The organism is Mesobacillus jeotgali (assembly GCF_014856545.2).
Taxonomy (GTDB): domain Bacteria; phylum Bacillota; class Bacilli; order Bacillales; family Cytobacillaceae; genus Mesobacillus.
Map to the genome: position 1 here is coordinate 3,066,426 of NZ_CP109811.1, position 23,439 is coordinate 3,089,864.

The 23,439-nt window shown below is 42.4% G+C and carries 24 protein-coding genes, 1 other RNA gene and 1 other annotated feature; of the genes, 9 read left to right on the forward strand and 16 right to left on the reverse strand.

Features of this window, described 5'->3' with window-relative positions:
* Nucleotides 1-50 precede the first annotated feature (50 nt).
* The 4 genes from asnS to FOF60_RS15735 form a co-directional block, all read right to left on the reverse strand.
* The gene (gene asnS, locus FOF60_RS15720) at nucleotides 51-1,442 is read right to left on the reverse strand and encodes an asparagine--tRNA ligase (protein ID WP_192470439.1); all 1,392 of its coding nucleotides are present in this window, start codon (nucleotides 1,440-1,442) and stop codon (nucleotides 51-53) included.
* Nucleotides 1,443-1,495: 53 nt separating this feature from the next.
* Nucleotides 1,496-1,729: a binding site (T-box leader), on the reverse strand.
* 626 nt (nucleotides 1,730-2,355) lie between these two features.
* Complete coding sequence (locus tag FOF60_RS15725) at nucleotides 2,356-3,261, reverse strand: EamA family transporter (protein ID WP_192470438.1); 906 nt, start codon at nucleotides 3,259-3,261, stop codon at nucleotides 2,356-2,358.
* Nucleotides 3,262-3,502: 241 nt separating this feature from the next.
* The gene (locus FOF60_RS15730) at nucleotides 3,503-5,011 is read right to left on the reverse strand and encodes a carboxypeptidase M32 (protein ID WP_192470437.1); all 1,509 of its coding nucleotides are present in this window, start codon (nucleotides 5,009-5,011) and stop codon (nucleotides 3,503-3,505) included.
* Nucleotides 5,012-5,210: 199 nt separating this feature from the next.
* Complete coding sequence (locus FOF60_RS15735; RefSeq protein WP_192470436.1) at nucleotides 5,211-5,444, reverse strand: DUF2249 domain-containing protein; 234 nt, start codon at nucleotides 5,442-5,444, stop codon at nucleotides 5,211-5,213.
* Between the two features lie 196 nt (nucleotides 5,445-5,640).
* On the opposite strand from FOF60_RS15735, the gene FOF60_RS15740 reads away from it, so the two are divergent.
* Nucleotides 5,641-5,775 (forward strand): hypothetical protein, encoded by a 135-nt coding sequence (locus FOF60_RS15740; RefSeq protein ID WP_264647576.1) that lies wholly within the window; start codon nucleotides 5,641-5,643, stop codon nucleotides 5,773-5,775.
* Between the two features lie 39 nt (nucleotides 5,776-5,814).
* Here FOF60_RS15740 and FOF60_RS15745 read toward each other — a convergent pair whose 3' ends face one another.
* Entirely contained in the window at nucleotides 5,815-8,178 is a 2,364-nt protein-coding gene (locus FOF60_RS15745; protein ID WP_192470435.1) for a nitric-oxide reductase large subunit, read from the reverse strand.
* Nucleotides 8,179-8,402: 224 nt separating this feature from the next.
* Between FOF60_RS15745 and FOF60_RS15750 the strand changes: the two genes are divergently transcribed.
* From FOF60_RS15750 to FOF60_RS15770, 5 genes are all read left to right on the forward strand, one after another.
* A complete protein-coding gene (locus FOF60_RS15750; protein WP_192470434.1) occupies nucleotides 8,403-9,092 on the forward strand; it encodes a Crp/Fnr family transcriptional regulator in 690 nt (229 codons plus the stop codon).
* A gap of 107 nt (nucleotides 9,093-9,199) precedes the next feature.
* Complete coding sequence (locus tag FOF60_RS15755) at nucleotides 9,200-9,439, forward strand: DUF2249 domain-containing protein (RefSeq protein ID WP_192470433.1); 240 nt, start codon at nucleotides 9,200-9,202, stop codon at nucleotides 9,437-9,439.
* Between the two features lies 1 nt (nucleotide 9,440).
* Nucleotides 9,441-9,656, forward strand: coding sequence for a DUF2249 domain-containing protein (locus FOF60_RS15760; RefSeq protein ID WP_192470432.1), 216 nt, complete (start codon nucleotides 9,441-9,443; stop codon nucleotides 9,654-9,656).
* Between the two features lie 5 nt (nucleotides 9,657-9,661).
* Entirely contained in the window at nucleotides 9,662-10,906 is a 1,245-nt protein-coding gene (locus FOF60_RS15765) for a hypothetical protein (protein WP_192470431.1), read from the forward strand.
* Nucleotides 10,907-10,918: 12 nt separating this feature from the next.
* Complete coding sequence (locus FOF60_RS15770; RefSeq protein WP_192470430.1) at nucleotides 10,919-11,224, forward strand: metal-sulfur cluster assembly factor; 306 nt, start codon at nucleotides 10,919-10,921, stop codon at nucleotides 11,222-11,224.
* 77 nt (nucleotides 11,225-11,301) lie between these two features.
* On the opposite strand, the gene FOF60_RS15775 is transcribed toward FOF60_RS15770, so the two are convergent.
* The 8 genes from FOF60_RS15775 to FOF60_RS15815 form a co-directional block, all read right to left on the reverse strand.
* Nucleotides 11,302-11,469: a hypothetical protein gene (locus tag FOF60_RS15775; RefSeq protein ID WP_192470429.1), complete on the reverse strand. Its 168-nt coding sequence runs from the start codon at nucleotides 11,467-11,469 to the stop codon at nucleotides 11,302-11,304.
* A gap of 158 nt (nucleotides 11,470-11,627) precedes the next feature.
* Complete coding sequence (locus FOF60_RS15780; protein WP_192470578.1) at nucleotides 11,628-12,770, reverse strand: THUMP domain-containing class I SAM-dependent RNA methyltransferase; 1,143 nt, start codon at nucleotides 12,768-12,770, stop codon at nucleotides 11,628-11,630.
* A 132-nt stretch (nucleotides 12,771-12,902) separates the two neighbouring features.
* Nucleotides 12,903-13,291, reverse strand: an RNA gene (gene rnpB / locus FOF60_RS15785) — RNase P RNA component class B.
* An 83-nt stretch (nucleotides 13,292-13,374) separates the two neighbouring features.
* Nucleotides 13,375-13,674, reverse strand: a complete 300-nt coding sequence (gene gpsB, locus FOF60_RS15790; protein ID WP_023627594.1) for a cell division regulator GpsB — start codon at nucleotides 13,672-13,674, stop codon at nucleotides 13,375-13,377.
* A 97-nt stretch (nucleotides 13,675-13,771) separates the two neighbouring features.
* Nucleotides 13,772-14,332: an SLOG family protein gene (locus FOF60_RS15795; protein ID WP_192470428.1), complete on the reverse strand. Its 561-nt coding sequence runs from the start codon at nucleotides 14,330-14,332 to the stop codon at nucleotides 13,772-13,774.
* Between the two features lie 126 nt (nucleotides 14,333-14,458).
* A complete protein-coding gene (locus FOF60_RS15800) occupies nucleotides 14,459-14,776 on the reverse strand; it encodes a CotD family spore coat protein (protein ID WP_084135366.1) in 318 nt (105 codons plus the stop codon).
* Nucleotides 14,777-15,163: 387 nt separating this feature from the next.
* Nucleotides 15,164-16,441: a ribonuclease H-like domain-containing protein gene (locus FOF60_RS15810; protein WP_192470427.1), complete on the reverse strand. Its 1,278-nt coding sequence runs from the start codon at nucleotides 16,439-16,441 to the stop codon at nucleotides 15,164-15,166.
* Between the two features lie 15 nt (nucleotides 16,442-16,456).
* Nucleotides 16,457-18,733 (reverse strand): DEAD/DEAH box helicase, encoded by a 2,277-nt coding sequence (locus FOF60_RS15815; protein WP_192470426.1) that lies wholly within the window; start codon nucleotides 18,731-18,733, stop codon nucleotides 16,457-16,459.
* Nucleotides 18,734-18,940: 207 nt separating this feature from the next.
* Between FOF60_RS15815 and FOF60_RS15820 the strand changes: the two genes are divergently transcribed.
* On the forward strand, nucleotides 18,941-19,633 hold the full coding sequence (locus FOF60_RS15820; RefSeq protein ID WP_192470425.1) for a Crp/Fnr family transcriptional regulator: 693 nt from the start codon (nucleotides 18,941-18,943) through the stop codon (nucleotides 19,631-19,633).
* Nucleotides 19,634-19,718: 85 nt separating this feature from the next.
* Here the strand turns inward: FOF60_RS15820 and hcp are convergent, their stop codons facing one another.
* Complete coding sequence (gene hcp / locus FOF60_RS15825) at nucleotides 19,719-21,020, reverse strand: hydroxylamine reductase (protein WP_192470424.1); 1,302 nt, start codon at nucleotides 21,018-21,020, stop codon at nucleotides 19,719-19,721.
* A 223-nt stretch (nucleotides 21,021-21,243) separates the two neighbouring features.
* Between hcp and FOF60_RS15830 the strand changes: the two genes are divergently transcribed.
* Nucleotides 21,244-21,717: an Hsp20/alpha crystallin family protein gene (locus FOF60_RS15830; protein ID WP_192470423.1), complete on the forward strand. Its 474-nt coding sequence runs from the start codon at nucleotides 21,244-21,246 to the stop codon at nucleotides 21,715-21,717.
* A gap of 217 nt (nucleotides 21,718-21,934) precedes the next feature.
* Here FOF60_RS15830 and FOF60_RS15835 read toward each other — a convergent pair whose 3' ends face one another.
* Nucleotides 21,935-22,510, reverse strand: coding sequence for a YppG family protein (locus tag FOF60_RS15835; RefSeq protein WP_192470422.1), 576 nt, complete (start codon nucleotides 22,508-22,510; stop codon nucleotides 21,935-21,937).
* Nucleotides 22,511-22,701: 191 nt separating this feature from the next.
* On the opposite strand from FOF60_RS15835, the gene FOF60_RS15840 reads away from it, so the two are divergent.
* On the forward strand, nucleotides 22,702-22,899 hold the full coding sequence (locus FOF60_RS15840) for a YppF family protein (RefSeq protein ID WP_192470421.1): 198 nt from the start codon (nucleotides 22,702-22,704) through the stop codon (nucleotides 22,897-22,899).
* A gap of 41 nt (nucleotides 22,900-22,940) precedes the next feature.
* On the opposite strand, the gene FOF60_RS15845 is transcribed toward FOF60_RS15840, so the two are convergent.
* Nucleotides 22,941-23,324 (reverse strand): YppE family protein, encoded by a 384-nt coding sequence (locus tag FOF60_RS15845; protein WP_192470420.1) that lies wholly within the window; start codon nucleotides 23,322-23,324, stop codon nucleotides 22,941-22,943.
* Nucleotides 23,325-23,439: the final 115 nt, after the last annotated feature.

Below are 23,439 nucleotides of genomic sequence, written 5' to 3' on the forward strand. Positions count from 1 at the left end.
TTAAAAAACAGGATGCATCAGCATCCTGTTTTCGTTTTTTACCTATTTAATTAAAAATCAGCGTTTCCTGGTGTACGCGGGAATGGAATAACATCGCGGATGTTCTTCATCCCGGTTAGGTACATAACAAGTCTCTCGAAACCTATACCATATCCGGAATGCTTAGTGCTTCCGTATTTTCTAAGCTCGAGATACCACCAGTAATCTTCTTCAGACATACCAAGTTCTTTGATTCGATTTGCAAGGATTTCTTCTCTTTCCTCACGCTGGCTGCCGCCGATTAACTCGCCAATACCAGGAACCAAAAGGTCGGTCGCAGCAACTGTCTTGCCATCCTCATTTGCTCGCATATAAAATGCCTTGATTTCTTTCGGATAATCGGTTACGAAGACAGGGCGCTTGTAAATTTCCTCGCTAAGATAACGTTCATGTTCCGTTTGCAAATCCGTACCCCATTCAACAGGGTACTCAAATTCCTTACCTGAGCTCTTTAATAATTCAACCGCTTCAGTATAAGTAACCCTTCCAAAATCGGATTTTAATGCATTTTCCAATCTTTCAATAAGCGTTTTATCAACAAAGCTGTTGAAGAAGGCCATTTCTTCTGGTGCATGCTCAAAAACATAATCAATGACATACTTGACCATTTCTTCTCCCAGGTCCATGATATCCGGCAATTCTGCAAAGGCAACTTCCGGCTCGACCATCCAGAATTCTGCGGCATGTCGTGCGGTATTTGAATTTTCTGCCCTAAATGTCGGGCCAAAGGTATACACATTGCGGAATGCAAGAGCAAAGCTTTCTGCGTTCAATTGACCGCTCACGGTTAAGTTGGTTTCTTTGCCGAAGAAATCTGCACTTTCATCCACTTTTCCTTCTTCGTTTTTTGGAAGCTGGTTCAAATCCATTGATGTTACACGGAACATCTCCCCGGCTCCTTCAGTATCGCTTCCGGTAATAATCGGTGTATGTACATGTACAAAACCTTTGTCTTGGAAGAATTTGTGAAGGGCATAGGATGCAAGAGACCTTACTCTGAAAACGGCTGAGAAGGCGTTCGCTCTAGGACGTAAATGAGCGATTGTTCTCAAATATTCAAGGGTATGTCTCTTTTTTTGTATAGGATAATCTGTATCTGACAATCCCTCAACGATAATTTTTGTCGCTTTAATTTCAAACGGCTGCTTCATTTCAGGAGTTGGGACAAATTCACCTTCTACTAAAACAGAAGAACTGATAGGCAACTTCGTAATTTCTTTGAAGTTATCAAGGGTATCCTCAAAAACAACCTGTACACTCTTAAAGAATGTTCCATCGTTCAACTCCATAAAGCCAATGGTTTTTGAATCACGAAGAGTACGGATCCAGCCTGTAATTTGAACAGTTTTGTCTGTAAAATTTTCTTGATTCCTGTATAAATCTTTTACTACGGTCTTAATCATAATTAGCCTCCCTATGTAATTTTTTGCAATAAAAAAAGCCTTCTATCCCCTAAAAAAGGGACGAAAGGCTGAACTTCCGCGGTACCACCCAAATTGTCATAAAATGACCAACTTTACTACTGCACAACCCAGTCTATAACGTTCTGGAAACGTCTAAGCCTACTCACGATATCCCTTTCGGTTAGAACTCAAAGGTGTTCTTCATCCATGCTTCATCACCAGGCTTCCACCGTCCCCGGCTCGCTATCGAATATAGCAAAAACTACTTTCCTTTTCATCGATTTAAAAATATGCAGTTTTCAAAGGTTTTTTACTGTAATAATTTATCACAAAAGATAATCCTTTGTCTAGTTGCCCCCTGATATATATACATTTTTCGCTAAAAAATCAATGTGTACATCAAAAGCTAAATTGCTGTTATAACTGAATGTTGTGTTTCTTGTTATACTGGTTTAAGTCATTTCGGATAGGAAGCAGCCTCAATGTCTAAGAAAGCAGTTTTAATAGACATTTCAAAGAGGAAGCAGCTCCAAAATGTCTAAGAAAGTGGATTTAAGCCAAATTCACTTAAAGAATACTCAACTATGAAAAATAAACGGAAAAATTCCGCTTAAATTGAAAACGACCCATAATTACTTAAAAATAAGGGGGGTTTTTCCGGTTATTTGACCCAAATCATTTGATTTTGTCATTTTTCTAGCAGTTAATCGGAATACCTCCGCCTATTTCTGCGTTAAAGCTTCTTTTGTATGCAATAGCCGGAAATTCTCCGCTTAAAAATTTTCGTTCGCACTCGAAAATCAGCAATAGCCTTACTAAAAATGCTTTCATTAAAACAGTAAAAAGGAGCTTGGGTTTGAACCAGGCTCCTCTCTGTTAATTGTTTATGTTCCCCACTTCAAAAGAGAATGAATCACAAAGTGAAGTGCTTTTTTTGCTTCCTGATGGGAAATGAGATGTTGATAGATATGACAGATATGATAATCAACGCGGATCCGAGCATCTGAAGACCGCCCAGCCTGTCACCATACACCAATATTCCCAGCATGGTGGCTATGACGGGTTCCAGTGTAGCAACTACTGCAGCAGTACTGCTTTCTGTCCTTTCAAGGCCCCAGGAGTATGCGAAATAGGCAATCACAGTCGGGAAGATCCCTAACCCTATCGCATAAAGCCACGCATTCCCGGTGAAAAGGACAGCAGTCTTGCTGACTATACCAGTTGTCGGAACCAGTGCAGCCGAAGCCACAAGGAAAGTATACAAGGTGACCGTAAAAGGATGGTACCGCCTTAATGCCACCTTGCCAAATATGCTGTAAAGAGCGTAGCCGAACCCTGCCCCTAAGCCAATAAGGATACTGGAGACAGAAAACGACGTTCCCCCTTGCCCTGTGATGCCTGCGGCAAGTGTACAGCCGATGACTGTCATGACAATCGCCAACAACTTCTTCCGGTTAATGCTTTCTTTCAGGAAAAGAAATGATAACACCGCAACAAAAGCAGGAGAAGTATACAGTAAAGCTACAGCAATCGGGATGTTCATCAAGTTGATTGCCGTAAAATAAGACCAGTTAAAAAACACAATGCTTAAAATCCCTGTACCCACAAACAGATACAAGTCTTTCACCCTGATTTTTAGATGACTTCGGTAAAAAGCCATACCCACCAAAACCAATATAATGGCAGCGGTCACCACACGGATGGCCACAATCTCCATGGCACTGAACCCGGCACTATTCAGACCTTTAACAAAAAAACCAATCAGGCCCCACATTGCCGCAGCAAATGCGATCATAAAATAAGGCAATTTCCCGTACATACATTCACCACACTAACAAAAAGCGTAAGCGCCTTGGTCAGCCCCGACATGCGCTGGAGGGCCGACCGGTGAAGTCGTTCTTTGACTTCAGTGGGCGGATCGAAGCGTCTCGAGGGGCTAGGCGCTGGAGCTGGATTTAAAAAACTTATATAGTTATCCACAAGGAATTATTTTATTAATTCCCTTCTGAAAGAAAAGATGGCAGGAAGGCTGCCATCTTATTTTCTAAAAAAGGGTCTTACTAGACCAGCTGGTATACTTTATTGTATTTTTCGTATAAATAATCTACTAAGTACTGAGCATTGAGTCCCTCTCCAGTTACATCAGTCAATATTTCAAGAGGTTTTTTCATCTTTCCATGCTTATGGACTTTCTCAGTCATCCACTCTTTAATGTGCTGAAGGTTTCCTTGTTCGAGGAGTTCCTCATAGTCAGGCAAATCTTTGAGCATGGCATTCTTGAACTGCGCTGCATACATATAGCCTAAAGCATAGGATGGGAAGTAGCCAAAGCTGCCTCCTGCCCAGTGTACATCCTGGAGCACACCCTGTGCATCATTTTCCGGCCTGATGCCGAGATACTGTTCGTATTTATCATTCCAGATCTGCGGAAGGTCCTTTACTTCAATCTCATCATTGAACAAGCCTTTTTCAATTTCATATCGTACCATAACATGCAGTGGATATGTCAGCTCATCTGCCTCGATCCTGATTAAGCTTGGCTTTGACTCATTGACAGCACGATAGAAATCCTCAACGTCCACTCCGGAAAACTGGCCGTCTGAATATTCCTGCAGCAGGCTGTAGTTATGCTTCCAGAAGGAGTAGTTGCGCCCCACAAAGTTCTCATAGAAAAGCGACTGTGATTCATGAATGCCCATTGAAGTGCCAGAACTTAAAGGAGTTCCGATTAGCTCTTCAGAAATGTTTTGTTCATAAAGAGCGTGGCCTCCTTCATGAATGGTACCAAAAACAGCTGTCCTGAAATCTGCTTCATCATATTTCGTCGTAACCCTAACATCTCCAGGGTTCAATCCCATCGCAAATGGGTGAACCGTTTCATCTAGGCGGCCAGCATCAAAATCATATCCCATTTGCTTTAGGATCTCTAGGCTGAAAGCACGCTGCTTTTCTTTAGGAAAATGCTTAAAAAGGAACTCTGTTTCAGGTTTGGCAGTTGAACTGGAAATCTGCTGTACAAGCGGGACAATTTTTTCACGAAGGTCTCCAAACACCTGATCCAAAACCTCAACAGTTACTCCAGGTTCATACATATCGAGCAAGGTGTTGTATTTATTCCCTTCATATCCCCAGTAACCAATGAATCTCTTAGTGGTATCCACCAATTTTTCAAGATACGGTCTGAACATTTCAAAATCCGACTCTGCTTTTGCTTCTTCCCAAACAGTTTCGGCTTTTGATTGAAGAATCACATATTCACGATATTCTTCTGCAGGGATTTTTTTATTGCGATCATAATCCTTTCTGCACTCATCCAGCGTTTTACGGGTAATCTCAGATAAACTTGTTTCATTTGAAAGTCGTGCTATGTATGACGCCATTTCTTCTGATGTTGACATGTTAAACAGCTCGGAAGACAGTACCCCGATGACTTCAGAACGCTGGCCAGCTCCCTTTTTCGGGGCTCCAGTCCGTAAATCCCAATAAATCAAAGAAAGCGCCTCTCCATAGGCAGCCATTTTTTTGACATAGTCCAAAAATCTCTTTTCTGTTTGCATAACTTCACTCATTCATTTCACCCCATTTATCTCTTTCCAGTCTATCTTATCATACTTTTCTGAAATTTACGTTCAGGAAAATCAAAAAGCCCGCGCTAAAAATAGCTGAACGGTGAAGCTAAGTTCTTTATGAACTTAAAGGATTCCGAACAAAATAAAAACAACAGGCGAACCTGTTGTTTAATAGATTACTAGAATGTTTTCTGGATTATTATTTCGTTTTGCCGATCGCCACACGCCATGTTTCTGGGCCTTCTTCAAGATACTCCCATGAAAATGACTCCGCGCGCTCCATCATGAATTGGTATTGCAGCGGTCTAGGGTCGTGGTCATTGACAATTTGCATGAATTCTCCCTTTTTCAGAGAATCAAAATGATTGAATATCGTAGGGTGTTTATCCCGTGGTGCATAATCAGGTACATTGATAATAACGTTGAAAGTCATTTCACTCTCTCCTTTAAGTCTGATTTTCTTTACATTTTTATTATAAATCCCATCTAATCACCTCGTAGTGAGCGCGGTCACAGTTTGACTATGACTTCTTTCATTCAAGAAGATTAGTAATTATTGATAGTCCCTGTGAAAAAATAAAGGAACTTTTTTTATAAGAGCGAAACTTAAAGTTAAGGAGGCGATTTTTTTGAAAGAGTTAGTTGGCAGCTGCGATCGTTGCAGAAAAGAGATTTTTTGCCTGGATGGATTTTTGAATGGTGTACATAAAGATGGGAAAGTACTTTGTTTTGAATGCGAAAAAGAAGAAGAACTAAAATCATAATAAAAACCGCAAAGCGATGAAGCTTTGCGGTTTTCCTATTTAGTCTTCATCAACAGCCAAATCTTTTACTGGCAGCTGTTCTCCCTCTTTATGTGTCACTTTACGGAGATTGAAGAGTGCTTTTACGCTGAATATTGCCAGCGCAGCAACACCAATCAAGAAGATTGTATCAGGGATTGATCTCAAGGTCAGCAGCATTTCAACCGTTTCTCCCTGCAAGAACTGGGATGAACGTGAAGCTGCATAGCCATTGAAGTACGCTTCTTTTAACTGTAGATACCCGACTGGCAGCAATGACAGGAATACCATTCCGGCCAAGCCTACATTCAGCATGATGACAATGAATTTAACCCACCTGTCGCTCCATTTTTCAGGGTTAACAATATTGCGCAATGAATAGATCAATACTGCCCCTGCGAACATTCCATACACACCCATCATCGCCGCGTGGCCGTGTGCTGGTGTCAGGAACTGACCGTGTTCAAGGAAGCTTACTGCAGGCAGGTTGATCAGGAATCCGAGTACCCCTGCACCAACCAGGTTCCAGATCGCTACTGAAATCAAGAACCAGAATGTACCTTTGTAAGGGAAATCGACTCCCCCATCCCTCATCATTTTGTACTGCTCATATGCTTCCAGGATGAGCAAGGTTAATGGGATGACTTCAAGTGCAGAAAATACAGAGCCCAGTGCGATCCAAACCTCTGAAGAACCATTGTAATAATAATGGTGGCCGATGCCGATGACACCTGCTCCCATCAGCAGGATTAATTGGAAGTATAATGCTTTTATTGTTGATTTTTTCGTGACAAGCTTCATTTGGACCATTAAGAAACCAATGACAACGACTGCGAAAACTTCGAATATCCCTTCAACCCATAGATGGATGATCCACCAGCGCCAGTAGTCAGCAAAGGTATAGTGTGTGCCTGGATTGATCATGAAGGCAAAGAAGTAAAATGCCGGTACGGCGATAGCTGAGTAGAACAATAGGTGAATCAGCCCGCCTTTATCTGATTCCCTTTTCAAACCACTCTTGATTCCGCGGAATACGATGAACAGCCAGATCAGCATTCCGGTCGCAAGTATGAACTGCCATAAACGTCCCAGCTCTAGATATTCCCAGCCCTGGTGGCCTAATAAGAACCAATTGTTACCCAGGTAGCCGTTTGCACCAAGCCATTGGCCAATCATGCTGCCGGCTACAAGCACTACTAATGCCCAGAAAAGAATGTCGACTAGTAATCCCTGGCGTTTTGGTTCATGTCCGCCTACAAGCGGAGCAATGAAGATTCCCATTCCAAGCCACGCTGTTGCAATCCAGAAAATCGCGAGCTGCAAGTGGAAACCTTTTGTAATGTTGAAAGGCAGGATATCATGGACCCATTTCATTCCAAAGAAACTATCAGGCTCAATATAATAGTGTGCCAGCAGCGCTCCGAACATTGCCTGAACAAAGAACAGCACGGATACAACTGCAAAATATTTACCCGTTTTCAATTGTGAAGATGTAAGCGGAAGCTTCCTCAAATCGATTTTAGGGAAGTTACCCGCTGTATAAGCCTCTTGCATTCCCAAATGATAGCGATAGAAGACAAACAGGATCAAGCCTACGAACAGGATCAGAATGGTTACACTCGCCCCGCTCCACCAGATCGCCGAGAATGACATGGTGTTACCTGCGTCCTCATAATATGGCCAGTTATTTGTATAAGTTATATCATCGTCAGGTCTTTCTGTACTTGATAGCCAAGCTGTCCAGAAAAAGAAATCAGCGATTTGTTCAATCTGATCACCCTTTGAGACCCAGGCGCGCTCCCCGTCCGGCATATGCCTTTCCTGGATTAGCCCTGGTTTTAGACCCCACTGGTCACCTTCAGTAAAAATAGTATGATAAAATTCCCTTACCTTTTCGTGCCCATATATTTGTGCGTCTGTCAGCACCAGCTTATCTGTATCAGGTACATAACGATTTTCACGCATTTCCTTCATGACAGTGTCTCGGATGATTGTTTGTTCATCCTCTGCCAAGCCTTCGAAATCTTTACCGTATTTCTCCTTTGCCCTGAAGTCTTGCATCCCATCAGAATAAATCTTCAAAGCTTCTGCAGTATAATCAGGTCCCATATAGGATCCATGCCCTAATACAGTTCCATAATCCATCAGACCATACTTTTGGAAGACAGCCTGCCCTCCCATGATGCTTTCTTTTGTTAAGATGACTTCTCCCTTTGCGCTTGTGGCTTCAAGCGGCCTTGGAGCCATATCTTTAAAGATCCAGTAACCTCCTGTCAGGAGTACTGTAAAGCTTAGTAATAATGTAATGATGAGTACGGATTTCAACAGTGAGTTTCTATTTTTCTTGACCACTGCCTTCGTGGATGTTCCATGCTGGAGTTCCATCTACCATACATCCCCTTCCCTGTTATATTTACACCCTAAGCATAAAGGGAAAAGCGATGTTGAGTTTGTGAAGTTCCTCATTTGTTGGGTGTGATATTTCCCACAGCAATGATAATTATTTTCATAAAAACGTCAAAATATGATTCAAGTCACTTAGCCCTCCTCTTTCCCTTGATAAAATTTAAAGCAGATACTTAATCAAAATCATAGAGGAGCAGATTGATATGCATATATCTCAAATCAGACAGCAATTAAAAGAAGTTCCTATATTCAAAGAATTGTCACCAGAAGAGCTGGACCCTATTGTTGAAATTGCCCAGCCAAGATTCTTTAAGAATAAAATGTATGCTTTCATGCAGGGAGATCCGCTTGACCGGGTTTTCTTCATCTATTCAGGTAAAGTAAAGATTTATAAAACAGACTCGTCTGGCAGGGAACAAATCGTATCAGTCCTTGAATCCGGTGAAATGTTCCCTCACGCCGGATTCTTCAGGAAAGGTCAATATCCAGCTCACGCGGAAGTAATGGAGGACACACAGATGATCATCGTACCAATCTCCAAATTTGAAGAGATCCTGGTTGCCTATCCTGAACTTTCTATTAAGTTATTCCGTGTCCTTGGCGAGAAAATCATCGATTTGCAGGCCAGGCTCGAGGAACAGATTCTTCACAATACTTACGAACAGATCATTATGCTGTTACTCCGTCTATGCAAGACAAATGGAGAAAAGAAGGAACATGGATTTAAATTGACCACCCATTTTACCAATAAGGAATTTGCCAATATGATCGGTACTTCCAGGGAAACGGTCAGCAGAACCATCAACCATTTAAAGAAGAAAGATTACTTAAGTCTGGATCCTGACGGCTACTATCTGATTGACCATGAAAAATTGCATCAAGAATTGTTTTAACAGGAAGAACAAAATTTCTGAGGTTAAGTGATGAGCATCACGGCAGAAAATAGTGAAAATGATTATCATTTAATCATACCAACTACAGTATTAAGGAGCTGAACGATATGGAACATAGAACAATTGAACTGGACGTGCGGGAGGATATCAATAACAAGCTGGAGCCATTTCAAAAAATCATGGAAGCTATTGGCGAGCTGCAAATGAATGACAGCCTGGTTCTCCATGCTCCCTTCAAGCCTGTCCCATTATATGGAGTATTAAAAGCAAAGGGCTTTGAGCACGAAGTTGAAAAAATCGAAGCAAAACATTATAAAATCACTTTTACCAAAACAGGAGGGAAGTAAGATGATACTCGACAATAGGGGGCTTGAACCGCCACAGCCGATGATCAGGACGCTGGCTAAGCTTGAAGAGCTTGAACCAGGAGAGACGCTTATCATCATTAATGACCGCCGGCCGATGTTCCTGTTCGAGCAGCTGGATGAACTTGGTTTTTTATACTTGACTGAACAGCAAGAAGATGGCAGTTATCGAGTGACTATTTCCCGAAAAGCGGGGTGATTGAAGTGTTTCAGCAAAGCAGCGGTAACGAGACAAATATTAAACTTCCTTTTTCTTTCATCGGCTTCAGCATGCTGGCATTGATCCTTTCACAGCTGCTGATCCTGCTGAACGGTGACCTGCTTGTTTCCGGTGTGTTCCGACTGCCGGCAATCTGGTCTGCTGCACATCTTTTCGTGCTAGGCTGGGCACTGATGGTCGCTATGGGTTCAATGTACCAGCTGGTCCCAGTCGCCTTCCTGACACCGATCTGGAATGAGAAATTCGGTTTCTGGCAGTTAGGGGTAACGACTGTAGGTATCATATCTTTTGCAGCTGCTCTGTACTTTCAGCCAGAGAATGCCCTAATTCCGGGACTCCTGACATTGCTCGGCATCCTGATGTTCATTTTCCAAATGTTCATGACGCTTAAAAGCCAGGCAAAGCCCAATATCCTAACTTTATTCGTAGGAACTGCACTATTTTCTCTGCTTGCTACCATTTCACTTGGTATTACACTGGTTCTGAGCATGAAGACAGGTTTTGCATCAGAGTATTATCAAGCTATTTTTAAAACGCATATCCTGCTAGGAACAGTAGGCTGGTTCTCATTATTGATCTTTGGTTTTTCTTATAAAATGGTTCCTATGTTCTCACTTTCACATGGGTATTCCATGAAACCGGCACTACATGTCTTCGGTGTTTATGTTATTGGAATAATCCTTTTGATCTCTTCCTTCTTATCGGGCAGCCATCTGTTTGAAGTCCTGGGAACTCTCATGCTGTTTGCTGGGTTCATGGTTTTCACCTGGCATGTCAAAATGATCATTGAAAAGCGTGTGAAGAAGAAGCTTGACCGTCCCTTCATGTTCGCATTATTCGCGATTGGTTGCGGGGCTTTAGTCCACTTTGCTGCTTTTACTGGAAGCGCCGCAAATCTTCTTCCAAAAATGGCAGGTCCGATTATTTTACTATATTTAGTCGCATGGATTGCATTCAGTATCATTGGTTATCTATATAAGATCGTTCCATTCCTGTGGTGGACTCATAAATACAGCAAGGAAATCGGCAAAAAGAAGGTACCTGCGTTGAAGGACATGATGGACGAGAAACTGGCACTGCCGCTTTTCATCTTGTTCACTGCCGGCACCATCCTTCTAATACTCTCATTCATCGTCAAGTTGATGCCGGTCTTTTACATTGGCCAGGGATTGATTGTTATCGGGTCTGTTCTATTCAGCTATATTATCGCCAAAGTAGTAACTATTTAAGGAGGAGTTAGAATGACTGAATTACTGGAAAAAATCAGGGAGAATTTAAAAACTGTAATCGACCCAGAATTGAATATTAATGTAGTAGATTTAGGTTTGATCTATGAAATAGAAGTTCCAGAACCCCGCACTGCTAGAATCTTAATGACACTTACAACTCCAGGCTGTCCACTTCATGACAGCATCGCCAGCGGCATTAGATATTGCGTACAAGGCATGGAGGAAATTGACCATGCAGACGTCCAATTGACGTGGGAGCCAGCCTGGACACCTGACCGGATGACCGAGGATGGAAAAAGACTGCTTCAGGGGTTTTAATCAGGGTATACATGAAAGTTTCATAACCAACCACAAAGTAAAACGCTTGGGCGCTCCAAGCGTTTCTTTGCATTGGCTTATTTAGGATTTGAAAGGCCAAATGACAATGCCTGACGGAAATTATTTTCTGCTTCCTGCAATTCAGCCAGCTGGAGTTCATCAGCCTGGAATTCATTACGCAATGCCTCTGTACTAGTTGAAAGAGCTTTTGAGATCCGCTGGAAGTCGATAAAAGAATAATTCATTGCCATCCCTCCGTTCATACGAAATACAGATTTAAATGTATTTTATGCCGTTCTCACCTTATTTATTCCTACAGGTTAGCCTTAGTGCTTTTTTAAAGGCTGTTTCATATTTCATTTTTTTAAATAACAAAGCCTCCTGATATACAGGAGGCTGCGTCTTATTTATCAACTCTTGGAGGGCGTTTGCCCCAATACTGATAGTAATCTGTTCGAATAAACCCATTGAACAGCTTACGCTTCTTTGTTGCTGGTTTTCCGTATACTTGTTCAAAGTCCTCATTGGATGTCAGGATGTAAATGGACCATGTGTCAAGCGGAGCAAATGCCTTGCCCATCTGGCTGTACATTTCTTCTACTGCTTTCTTTTCACCCAGTCGCTCCCCGTATGGCGGGTTGCCAACGATGACCCCATAGTCTTTTTTTGTAGTAAAGTCCTGGACACGCATTTGCTTGAAGGAAATCAAATCGCCCAGCCCCGCTTCAAAAGCATTCTCTTCAGCGATTTTTACCATGCGATGGTCGATGTCCATGCCGCTGATGTCCAAAGGCTGATCATATTTTGCAAGATCCTCTGATTCCAGCCTAACCTCTTCCCAAACAGAATCAGGAAGAATAGGCCAGCTCTCTGATACAAACTCTCTGTTAAAGCCTGGTGCAATATTTTGACCAATTAATGCTGCTTCAATCGGAATCGTTCCTGACCCGCAGAACGGATCGACGAAAGGCTTGTCCGGATTCCAATTGGTCAGCATGATCAGGGCAGCTGCAAGAGTCTCCTTCAATGGAGCTTCCCCCTGGCCAGACCTGTAACCGCGCTTATGCAGACCGCTTCCGCTGGTGTCGATTGTCAGTGTTACGACATCCTTCAGGAGGGCAACTTCTATTTTATATAACGGGCCGTTCTCTTCAAACCAAGTTGTTTTTTTGTATGACTTTCTCATTCGTTCAACAATAGCCTTCTTCACGATTGCCTGGCAATCGGATACGCTGAAAAGCTTGGATTTCACTGACTTGCCCGAAACAGGAAATTCAGCATTCTCAGGTAAAAATTCCTCCCATGGGAGAGCCTTCGTTTTTTCAAATAATTCGTCAAAGGTATAAGCCTTGAATTCGCCGATTTTGATTTTAATTCGGTCAGCGGTACGGAGCCACATATTGCTTCTGGCTATCGCCCTGGCGTCCCCTTTATAAGTGATCTTCCCGTTTTCCACCTGACATTCGTACCCTAGGTCACGGACTTCCTTTGCGACGATTGCTTCTAGGCCCATCGCCGAGGTTGCGATTATATCAAAATTTTTCATCGTTTCACCCTTTATATCCAAAATCTTATGTACTCCATTATTAAGTTGCCCAATAGACTTAATATACATAAAAAAAGCTCTCCTGGCAAAAGGAGAGCTTTAGTAAACACTCATACAAATCCATTAATAACGTTCTGTAAGCCATGTTTTGTACCTTCGTACTGCAAACGACCAAAAGTCTCGTACTCCGGCGGTAATCATCTATCTACAGATGAGAACTCATCTGTCCTTCCCTTTGTTCAGTTCCTCCAGGAAGGTGCCCCTACCATCGTTTGGGTTTCTCGCTCGTGGGGTTTACCTCGTTCCACCCTTCCGATTTCTCGAAAGGCTCCGTCACTGTGGCACTTTTATAGGTATTCATGCCATATCGTTGCCGACTTAGGCATTTTCCCGGCCGTCAGCCGAGCGTGAGCCCGACTGCCCTGGCTTATGAATTGGCCAGGCACGAACACTACAGGCATCTCAGCCTGTGCGAGCATGGACTTTCCTCTGCAGCAGAACTGCAGCGATTACCCGAACGTTATTAACAGCTACAAGAAACATTATATGAAATATAGGTTTGAAAAGCAATGGTAATACATTTCAAAAACTAGCAGATGCTGGATTAATCGTAAAGTTTATCCCCAAAAACATGCTTTTCAAGATTCGAAAGTCTTTTAAGGATATCGAAATTCGTTGTACCGGCAGCCTGTGTGCTTGGTCGGCGCGAAGCTTCATCAAGCTGCTTTTTCAGGCGAAGATTGTCCTGTTGAAGCTCTTCGATCTCCTGCTGCATCACTTCATAGTCCTTAATGATCATATCAAGAAACTTATCGACATCTTCCGGTTTGTAACCACGCATTGCTGTTTTGAATTCTTTTTCTAAAATATCTTTAGCAGTTAACTGTATTTTATCGGATAGCATTCCATTCACCTCAATATACCCCAATCGTCACATTTATTTTTTCAAAAACAAGGGGATTTGTCAATTTTTCTTTTATTAAACTTATTTATGAGTAATTTTAAAAATCCTGCTGTTTCAATTGTTCCTCTTCAACCGCCATTTGTAAATCGTACAATGTAATTAATCTTATCTCATAATCGTTTGTTTCTTGATATTTTTTTGCTGTTTCATATATAAATTTTGGGCTGCCTTCTTTTTCAGGATCATAAAGCAGGACCAACAAGTCGCTTTTCTCTACAAAAAATTGATTCTTCAACCTGAATTGCCACGGTTTTTCATAAGGCTTTTTAGTGATGGAATCAACATGGTCAGCGCCAGCAAGCACTGATTCATACCACTCCTTATTGGCTTCTTTCCAAGTTTCCTCCTGATTCAGGAAAGGAGTGAATACAGAAAGTTTAAGTTCGGGATATTCTTCCTGCAGCTCGAAAACCGCTTCACCAGCCCACAATTCGACACCCAGCTGTCCGCTTATCATCACCCATTCCAGGCCTTCTTCAATTAAAGGAAGCAAGCTTTTTTTTATCGCAATTTTTATGTATTCTGCTGACGGATGATTATGCTGGAACACGCCAAGTTCAAAAGGTTTATAACCAGATATTGCAGCTACTTTTACCATATAATCTCCTTTGAATCTATTATTGAAACAAAAACTCCATATTAGAGGTATTCCCTATATACAGGAATTATTACACCTTAAATATTAAAAAAACAAGGGCTTTAGGAGCCCTTGTTTAAAGTCATTTTATCGACCAAATCCTGGACCGCCAAATCCTGGTCCACCAAATCCTGGACCGCCAAATCCCGGGCGCGGTCTCGGGCCAACTGGAGCCACTCCGCCTGGTACCGGACCAGGTCCGCCATAATGATTCTGGTGTGTCACCTGATTAACCGTGGACTGTGTCTGCGGGAAATAATGGACATGATCGTAATTAATGTGGTTTACGTTTGTAGTGTGTGTTGGATGAACATGCGGAACCACATTGTTTGTAAAGTTATGGTTCGTGCAGCACTTTGTAGGATGAACTACTGTTGGCAATACATGTGTCGGCTTGCAGTGCATAGTGCATAACTCCTTTCATTTAGACTTATTGTTTACATTATCAGCCTATGAAGAAGTCATGCGTCTTGTACTAATGAAAACACCTATTTTTCAAGAGAAATTACAGTGCAGTCACTATTGATATTTCCTAGAGGAATGTGTAAAAGTTGTCCTTCAACCCGCTGAAGATCACAGCGATGAGTGTAATTACAACAAAATATAGAACTAATACCGCTTTATACATCAAACCAGCCCCGTAAAATTATACTGTTTTTTAACACCATACAATTTTACATTTTACAACGTCGAAACCATACATACAACAGGATATTACAGGTTTTAAAAGGAAAAATGTTAAAATTTTGTTACAATTCAAGATTCCTTGACGAAACCTGGCATAAAACCAATTTATTTTGGCGAATTCTGCGCTTGCCCGGGAAATTCTTTTCGGGAAATCCTCTGTATCCTTTTTTCGAGCTCAATGGTAAAAATCATGTCTTTTTTTGTTGTACTCTTTTCTTCGCGGTGTATTTCTTCAGCAAGAGAGCAGTACTTCATCGCCAGTTCTAGGTTCTTCTCGCGATGCTCGTAATGTTTGGCCAGCTCTATGCACGCTTCTTTCCGCTGCTTTTTCGTCCCTTTAGCTGCACTTTCTATCCAAAGCTCGACCGCTTTTTGCCATTCTTTATGCTTTTTATACTCAAATGCAAGTGCATGCTTAGCTGAGATCGCTTCCTCATTTCCTTCATCAAGAAGTCCACTGAACGTCTGCTTCGCTTTATCTGATTCACCAAGATAGGAAAACCATCGTCCCACCTCGAACGTTTCCCTCGATGTTTGTGTCCTGTCCCTTCCAAGAATCTGAAAGGTTAAATGTGTATAAAGAGTCAAAAGTGACAGGATATCCGTTTCATTGTGCTTAATGACTCCAATCAGGCCTTCGGGGTTTTTCCTCTCCAGAAAGTCAAAATAAATCATTGGTGCCAAAAAGCCAGGAATGTCATCCTTTCTTTCTAGACCTAGTACTTCTTGTTCGACAATGCTTAATTTCATCCGCTCAATTTTATGCTTCCACAACCTCCGGGCAGCATGATATAAATCAAAATGGCCATAGGAAGGCAGCTTAGGCACATGGTCACGAACAAGGGTGTGTCTCGTTTTGACCTGTGGCCAATCGAAAGCCTTGCCATTGTATGTAACCAATGTCGTGTAATCGGCATTCATTAAAAAGCTCTGATAAAGAGCTACTTCCGCTCCTGGATTTGGCAGGATATGCTGTTTCAATTTCAATGAATTCCCTGAAATGGACGCATGGCCAAGCAGGAAGATGGTATTGCCTGCCCCTCCCCCAAGCCCTGTTGTTTCGGTATCAAAAAATACCAGGTCGGCTGGGCTGTGCCCAACTGCAGAAAGCGGATGCTTTGTCTGCTCCTTGTTCCACAGTGTTACAGCCTCCAGTAAATCGCCGAATTGGTAATGACCGTGCTGTTGGTCCAGTGGATAACTCACTTCCCTGACAAGGCAATATTGTCCGTCAAAATAGAAGGGGGATACCTGCTCCTGCTGCCAGACATCAAGATATGGGATTTCCGGCGCTTCTTCCGCTTTTACCGGTTCGGCCTTGGGCTTTTCAACTCCGCTTTTTATATGTGGCTTCAGCCTGTTCAATTTATTCTTGAGACTCATATTCCCCCTCCTTCCCTACACAGCCGCTTTAAGGAATAAATCCAGTAATTTTACGACGTCATTTTTTGAATGAATAGATGATGTATCCGTTCCGATGCAAGATGGGCACCCGTCGGCACATTGGCAATTCATGACCATTTTTTTAGTTTGGTTCAGAATTTCTTCGATTCCGGTATATATTTTTTCGCTTAACCCGATCCCTCCAGGGTAGCGGTCATAAAAGAAGATCGTTGGCTTTTCATTATGAGCCGCCTTGACCTGCGGGACAACATGAACGTCAGAAGGGTCGCACATTACGAATAATGGAGCGATATGCTTTAGTGCCTGGGATGTCCCAATCAGCCCTTCCTCAAGCCGGTCATGGCCGAACTCCGACAGTTCTTTGTTCAGTGATATCCATGCTGAGCTTGTGTGAAGCTCCTCTTCCGGAAGGAAAATTGGTCCTGAACCAATATTCTCATGTGTTTCAAACCGGATCTTCTTGAAAATCGTTGCCATTGCTCTGACACTGACATCGCCATAGCCAATTTCTGTTTCTTCATTGCCCCTGATTTTATCTTCTTCAAGGACGCTAAGCTGGACAGCAAGGTTCGCATCGGTAAAATAATCGACATCCACTTCGCGGACAAACGCCTTCTTTTCCTCCCAATCAAGCTTTTCCACCTGGAATTGTATTCCCTGGTGGAGATAAATGGCTTCTTCATGCAGCAATGTCATCGCTGAAAAAGTATCCATTTCGCCAATAACCCTTACATTTGCTACATCTGACTGGTCAATGATCACGACATTTTCCTGTGATGCTGAACGCAGGCTGATATTGTGTGCCGGGAAAGCGTCATTCATCCAGAACCACTTGTCTCCGTTCTGGTGCAGGATACGCTCTTCCGTCAAATATTCCAGTATTTCTTCAATTTCAGCAGCACCAAAAGTGTCGCCCTTTTTGAAAGGCAATTCATAGGAAGCACATTTGATGTGATCAATTAGGATAATCAAATTGTCCGGGTTGATTCTTGCCGTTTCCGGACTGCGATTAAAAAAGTAATCTGGATGCTGGATAACGTATTGATCCAGCGGGCTGGAGCTGGCCACCATGATGACAACCGATTCACCGTGGCGGCGTCCTGCCCGCCCTGCCTGCTGCCAGGCACTCGCAATCGTTCCCGGGTAACCGTTCATGATACATACCTGAAGCTGTCCGATATCGACACCAAGTTCAAGCGCATTGGTGCTCACTACCCCATATATGTCACCTGAACGAAGGCCCTTTTCAATTTCGCGCCTTTCTGTCGGAAGATAGCCGCCCCGGTATCCTCTGATTGCCCTTGGACCCAGCTTGTGTTTGACCAGCTCCTGTAGATAAGTAAGCAGGATTTCGACTCTCACCCTGCTTCTTGCAAACACGATGGTCTGGATTTTATTTTTCAAAAATTCACCTGCAAGCCTCCTGGTTTCAAGCGTTGCACTTCTGCGGACATTCAGCGGAATATTGACGACTGGCGGATTATAAAATAAAAAGTGCTTCCTTCCTGAAGGAGCTCCATTATTGTCAATCAGGACCATATCCTTTTCAGTAAGACCCTCGGCCAGTTCAAGCGGATTTGCAATCGTAGCGGAAGTACAGATGAAAACAGGATCGCTTCCATAGTAATTGCAGATCCTCTTTAATCTTCTAATGACATTTGCCACATGGCTGCCGAAGACCCCCCTGTAAATATGCAATTCATCAATGACGACATACTTCAGGTTTTCAAAAAGGGAAACCCATTTTGTATGATGCGGCAGGATCGCAGAATGGAGCATGTCCGGGTTTGTTATAACGATATGCCCTGCTCTCCTGACCTTCTGGCGGATATTAGAAGGAGTGTCTCCGTCATATGTATAACTATTGATTGCCAGCTCCGCCTCCTGGATCAATTCATTGATTTCACTTTTCTGATCCTGGGCCAGCGCTTTTGTCGGGAACATATACAGCGCCCTGGCATTCGGATCATTAATGATCGATTGAAGCACTGGCAGGTTATAGCACAATGTTTTCCCTGAAGCAGTCGGCGTGACTGCCACTATGCTTTGCCCCTTCATGATTTGCTCATAGGAAGACTTCTGGTGTGTATACAGGCGGGAAATTCCCCGTCTCTCAAGTGCATTTCTTAATACACCGCTTAATTCCTCTGGCATTTCTTCCGTTTGGGCTTCTCTCTCTTCAATCGTATGCCAGTGGACTATATTTTTCTTTACCGATTCACTAACCTTTAGTTCTTGCAAAATCTCTTGCATGCTTTTCCGGACCTTCATAGCGTTCACCTCGTTATTCCTATTTTACCGAATAAACGTTCGTTGCAAAAGATAAAAGTTCAATAAATCAATCTGCTATTTTTTGGAATACATACTCTTCCATCCCTAATCACCTCTATTTAATCTTCCTCAGAACAATCTGTTATGTCTTTTAAATCAGCCTTTTGTTAAAATAGAGTGGACAAACAGCTGACAGAGGTGTTTTTTTTGAATAAAAATGAAATTAAAAGAGTCCTGGCTAGATTTTCTTTATTCAGGGATCTTGATGATAATGAACTAGATAAGATTGTCGATATATCAATTTCCCGAGAGTGGAAGAAAAACAGCCATATTTTCATGCAGGGTGATCCGCTGGAAAATGTGTATTTTATTAATGAAGGAAAAATAAAAGTCTATAAAAGTGATGCCAATGGACGGGAGCAGATTGTGGCCATCCTGAAAAAAGGTGAGATGTTCCCGCATGTCGGTTTTTTCCGAAAAGGCGGCTATCCAGGTTATTCCGAGGTGTTGGAACAGGCAAGCCTTGTTGTGGTTCCGATTTCACAATTCGAGAAAGTCCTAGTTGATAATCCTCACTTAAGTATCAAGGTATTCAAGGTGCTTGGAGAAAAAATTGTTGATCTTCAAGAAAGGCTTGAAGCACAAATCTTGAACAACACTTATGAACAGATCATCAAGCTTTTGATCAGGCTGGGAGAACTTCATGGAGAAAAACAGGAGGACGGCACAGTATTATTGAAGGCTGACTTCACAAACAAAGACCTCGCCAATATGATTGGAACAACCAGGGAAACAGTTAGCAGGACATTGACTAAAATGAAAAAAGATGACCTAATCTCTACTGATACAAACGGGAACATGGTATTAGATCCTGATGTGTTAATGGATGAGCTTGTCTAATTTACCAGCAAACCCCATTATGCTTTTCTTTAGTATATTATAAACATAGTAAAACGCCCGGATTCTGCTCCGGGCGTTTAAATTATTATTCAGTTTTGCTTAATCCCATCATTGTTTCCATATCTTCCTGTGCGGTTGTGATCAGCTTCAGATTGAATGTATCCTGAAGTACCTGCATCACTCCCTCAGAAATGAATTCTGGCGGCTTAGGCCCAATGCGAATATCCTGGATCCCAAGGCTGAACAATCCAAGCAGGATCGCTACAGCTTTTTGCTCGAACCAAGAAAGGACGATACTTACAGGCAGCTCGTTAACGTCACACTCAAACGCATCAGCAAGTGCCTTCGCAATTTTTACAGTGGATACAGAGTTATTGCACTGGCCAAGGTCCAAGTATCTTGGGATGTTTGTTCCAGGAACCACTCCATAATCTACATCATTGAAACGGAATTTTCCGCAAGAAGTTGTCAAAATCACAGCTTCTGGAGGAAGTGATGTTGCGAGCTCTCGGTAATATTCTCCGCCTTTACCTGGTGCGTCACAGCCTGCAATGACGAAGAAGCGCTTAATCTTGCCGGCTTTTACTGCATCAATGACCTCTGGCGCCAGCCCGATGACCGTTTCATGGTGGAAGCCTGTCACTAATGTTTCTTCGGATTCCATATTGGCTTCGGGAAGCTCCAATGCTCTTTCGATCAGCATGGAGAAATCATCATTTTCAATCTTCCTCACATTCTCAAGGCCCGCAACTTCATATGTAAACATACGGTCTGCATATGAACCTTTGATAGGCATGACACAGTTTGTCGTAGCCAAAATTGCTCCTGGGAATTTTTCAAACAGGCGGCGCTGGTCGAACCAGGCTTTCCCGATGTTCCCCTTAAGATGCGGGTACTTCTTCAATGCTGGATAGCCATGTGCAGGTAGCATCTCGGAGTGAGTATAGATGTTGATTCCTTTTCCTTCTGTTTGCTTCAATAATTCTTCAAGCGCGAACAGGTTATGACCTGTTACCACGATTGCTTTTCCTTCAATCTTATTCTGGCTGACCTTAACAGGCTGCGGAATTCCAAGACGGCTTGTGTGTGCCTCGTCAAGCATTTCCATCACGCGGACTGCTGACTGGCCAACCTTCATTGCCATATCGATATGTTCTTGAACATTAAAGTTTGAGTTAGTTAATGTCATATATAATGCTTCATGGGTTGTTGCGTCAACAAATGGATCTGTGAAACCAAGCTGGTTCGCATGTGTTCTATATGCTGCAATCCCCTTCAAAGCAAAAATCATAGTATCCTGAAGACTAGCGATTGTTTCATCTTTTCCGCACACACCAACAACTGTACATCCCCCTGTTGGCGTTTGTTCACATTGGTAACAAAACATATGTGTATTCCCCTCTTCTGCGTTATTTACTTTTTCAGCATACAGAGGATGAAAATCCAGTTAAGTGACCTAAATCACACTAAAGGCATTTTTCACAAAGTGTTCAAAAATCTAAGGCGAAGCGATGAAGCCTTTCCAAGGTTAAAAAATCACCAATATTGAACAGGGACATTCCTCTCAACATATCCTATTATAAGAATTCCTGCAGAGGAGGATGTTCCCAATGGCAACCAATCATCCTGACCGCCCCAAAAAACATGAGGCGCTGGAACAATGGTTTAAATCTATGAATCAACTGATGCAAGAGAAGCCGGTTAAAGGCATACTGCAAAGCATTGATGATTTTTTCAGACAGCCCTTTCCACATTCGCCCTTCAATGTGGTGCTGCATGAAACTGAAAAGGAGTATATAGTGAAAGCAGAATTGCCAGGGGTTAAGAGAGACCAAATATCAATCAATATCATTAATAACTCCCTTACCATATTGGTCAATCAGACTGACGTCACTTCAGAGATCAATGATATCGCCAAAACGGAGAAGCACATGGCTTCGGCACGGCGTTTGAGCAGGACGATTCCCTTTTCTGTTCCTGTCAATGAAAGAAAGACCCGTGCCGCCTATCGTGACGGGCTGCTTGAAGTGAAGGTCGCGAAAAAGCAAGGCAAGAAGATTGATATATTGTCAGACCAGGATTAAAGAAATGGAAAAAACTTTATCGTACCCTTATAGGAGACAATAGCATCGCATAAGGTTACGATTCCCTCTTTATCGTATCCTTTTAGCAGACGAAAACCTTGCATAAGGGTACGAACACAAAACAAGCAGGCCATTTAATTAGCCTGCTTGTTTTTTGGTTCCTATAACATACATTCACCTCATAGTAACTCGGGAAGTAAGAAAATCTCCATCTTACTTAAACCTTGAACATCCCGCCCAGTCCTTTTACCAGGGAGGAAACCTGTGTCACTGCATTCATCATCTGGCCCGCCGTATCTACCATTTTGTTGACATCCAAGTTGCCATCCTGGCTCTTAAAGGAGTTCATAATCGATTGCAGGCCGGATGGCTGCTTAGGCATGAATGCATATTGCGGATAGGGATTGAAATTCTGGTAATCGTTTTGAGGGTTATAGTACCCGTAAATCGGGTCACCCTCAGGCTCAAGGGGATTCTGGAAAAGCATTTTGGAATAGTCATGCTTGTTTCCGCCCATTTGATTAGGCTGATTCCAAGAGCCATTACCCTGCATATACTGATTCATTGGATAACCCTGCTGCATATAGGGGTTCATCGGATTTTCCTGCTGTATATATTGGTTAGGCCAGTTTCCTGGCGCGGCATTCCAATATGGAGCATTATATTGTTGAGGGTATGGCTGCTGCCGGTTCAAACCTTGATTATTCACGTTTACAAAGTTAGGATCTAGATTGTATTGATTTTCCCACCATTGTGGATGATTGGCATTCGTCTTATTTCTGCGGCCAAACATGGCGAACATCCTCCTCCAGGTTTTCATTACGATATTATATGTTACGGCCGCCCAGTTGGTGATAAAGCTGGAAGGTGCTTCCGGTTTTGTCTAATGGTGAAATATGTTGTCGGAAGTTTCAATTTTTGAAAAATAGATGACAATTGTATTTTCATGATACGATTGTTTTAAATGATGGAGGAGGATGAAAAATGAACGTTCACGAACTAAAAAATCTATTTGCCGAAACAAAAGCATATACTCCGGAACATGTAAATGAATTGCTTGATTTCACTAAAAAATCATACATTCAAAATGATATTACCATTTTAGAATACCGGAACCTGGTTCGTGAGCTGGAGTTGCAAGGTGCCGTCATTCCCGAGGAACAGAAAGAAATATCCATCTAAACAGATCGAAGCACCAGTTCAGAACTGGTGCTTCTTTAGTTTCAGCTGCCTGGCTGGCCTGCAGATTGTTCGATGGCAATGATCATGCTGTTTAGAATGAATTCAACCGACTGTACTTGATCGAGGAATCTCTTCTTGCTTGTTTCAGGAAAAAAAGCCTGAACAGAGATGACTTCCAAATAATCAGCCGCTGTTTCGATTTGATTAGCATGAAGGTTCTTTGGTCTGTTATTTTTAACCCAGTTGGCGGCAGATTCTCTCCAGGCATCCGCTGCTAGTTTTACCTCATCAGCAAATGGCTTTACTTCCGAATGAAAGTCACCCCTGACACCCTTTTCCTTCGAATATTGAAATCTTCTATGTGCGGTATCCACATTCACCAGCAATTGCCGGGACAATGTCAGTATGTTATTTTCCAATTCCATGTTCATCACACTTTCTTAAATCTATTTTACTTTCGCTTTTGCGTCCAATCGTTGACCATCTTTCAGAATACAAAAAAGTAGCCTTCTTTAAAAAAGCTACTTAAGGTTGAATCTA

What these genes read in the sequence shown, in the direction of transcription:
- asnS (WP_192470439.1), bottom strand. Translation starts at nt 1,442, where the DNA reads ATGATTAAGACCGTAGTAAAAGATTTATACAGGAATCAAGAAAATTTT.
- FOF60_RS15725 (WP_192470438.1), bottom strand. Translation starts at nt 3,261, where the DNA reads ATGTACGGGAAATTGCCTTATTTTATGATCGCATTTGCTGCGGCAATG.
- FOF60_RS15730 (WP_192470437.1), bottom strand. Translation starts at nt 5,011, where the DNA reads ATGAGTGAAGTTATGCAAACAGAAAAGAGATTTTTGGACTATGTCAAA.
- FOF60_RS15735 (WP_192470436.1), bottom strand. Translation starts at nt 5,444, where the DNA reads ATGACTTTCAACGTTATTATCAATGTACCTGATTATGCACCACGGGAT.
- FOF60_RS15745 (WP_192470435.1), bottom strand. Translation starts at nt 8,178, where the DNA reads ATGGAACTCCAGCATGGAACATCCACGAAGGCAGTGGTCAAGAAAAAT.
- FOF60_RS15750 (WP_192470434.1), top strand. Translation starts at nt 8,403, where the DNA reads ATGCATATATCTCAAATCAGACAGCAATTAAAAGAAGTTCCTATATTC.
- FOF60_RS15755 (WP_192470433.1), top strand. Translation starts at nt 9,200, where the DNA reads ATGGAACATAGAACAATTGAACTGGACGTGCGGGAGGATATCAATAAC.
- FOF60_RS15760 (WP_192470432.1), top strand. Translation starts at nt 9,441, where the DNA reads ATGATACTCGACAATAGGGGGCTTGAACCGCCACAGCCGATGATCAGG.
- FOF60_RS15770 (WP_192470430.1), top strand. Translation starts at nt 10,919, where the DNA reads ATGACTGAATTACTGGAAAAAATCAGGGAGAATTTAAAAACTGTAATC.
- FOF60_RS15775 (WP_192470429.1), bottom strand. Translation starts at nt 11,469, where the DNA reads ATGAATTATTCTTTTATCGACTTCCAGCGGATCTCAAAAGCTCTTTCA.
- FOF60_RS15780 (WP_192470578.1), bottom strand. Translation starts at nt 12,770, where the DNA reads ATGAAAAATTTTGATATAATCGCAACCTCGGCGATGGGCCTAGAAGCA.
- gpsB (WP_023627594.1), bottom strand. Translation starts at nt 13,674, where the DNA reads ATGCTATCCGATAAAATACAGTTAACTGCTAAAGATATTTTAGAAAAA.
- FOF60_RS15795 (WP_192470428.1), bottom strand. Translation starts at nt 14,332, where the DNA reads ATGGTAAAAGTAGCTGCAATATCTGGTTATAAACCTTTTGAACTTGGC.
- FOF60_RS15800 (WP_084135366.1), bottom strand. Translation starts at nt 14,776, where the DNA reads ATGCACTGCAAGCCGACACATGTATTGCCAACAGTAGTTCATCCTACA.
- FOF60_RS15810 (WP_192470427.1), bottom strand. Translation starts at nt 16,441, where the DNA reads ATGAGTCTCAAGAATAAATTGAACAGGCTGAAGCCACATATAAAAAGC.
- FOF60_RS15815 (WP_192470426.1), bottom strand. Translation starts at nt 18,733, where the DNA reads ATGAAGGTCCGGAAAAGCATGCAAGAGATTTTGCAAGAACTAAAGGTT.
- hcp (WP_192470424.1), bottom strand. Translation starts at nt 21,020, where the DNA reads ATGTTTTGTTACCAATGTGAACAAACGCCAACAGGGGGATGTACAGTT.
- FOF60_RS15830 (WP_192470423.1), top strand. Translation starts at nt 21,244, where the DNA reads ATGGCAACCAATCATCCTGACCGCCCCAAAAAACATGAGGCGCTGGAA.
- FOF60_RS15835 (WP_192470422.1), bottom strand. Translation starts at nt 22,510, where the DNA reads ATGTTTGGCCGCAGAAATAAGACGAATGCCAATCATCCACAATGGTGG.
- FOF60_RS15840 (WP_192470421.1), top strand. Translation starts at nt 22,702, where the DNA reads ATGAACGTTCACGAACTAAAAAATCTATTTGCCGAAACAAAAGCATAT.
- FOF60_RS15845 (WP_192470420.1), bottom strand. Translation starts at nt 23,324, where the DNA reads ATGGAATTGGAAAATAACATACTGACATTGTCCCGGCAATTGCTGGTG.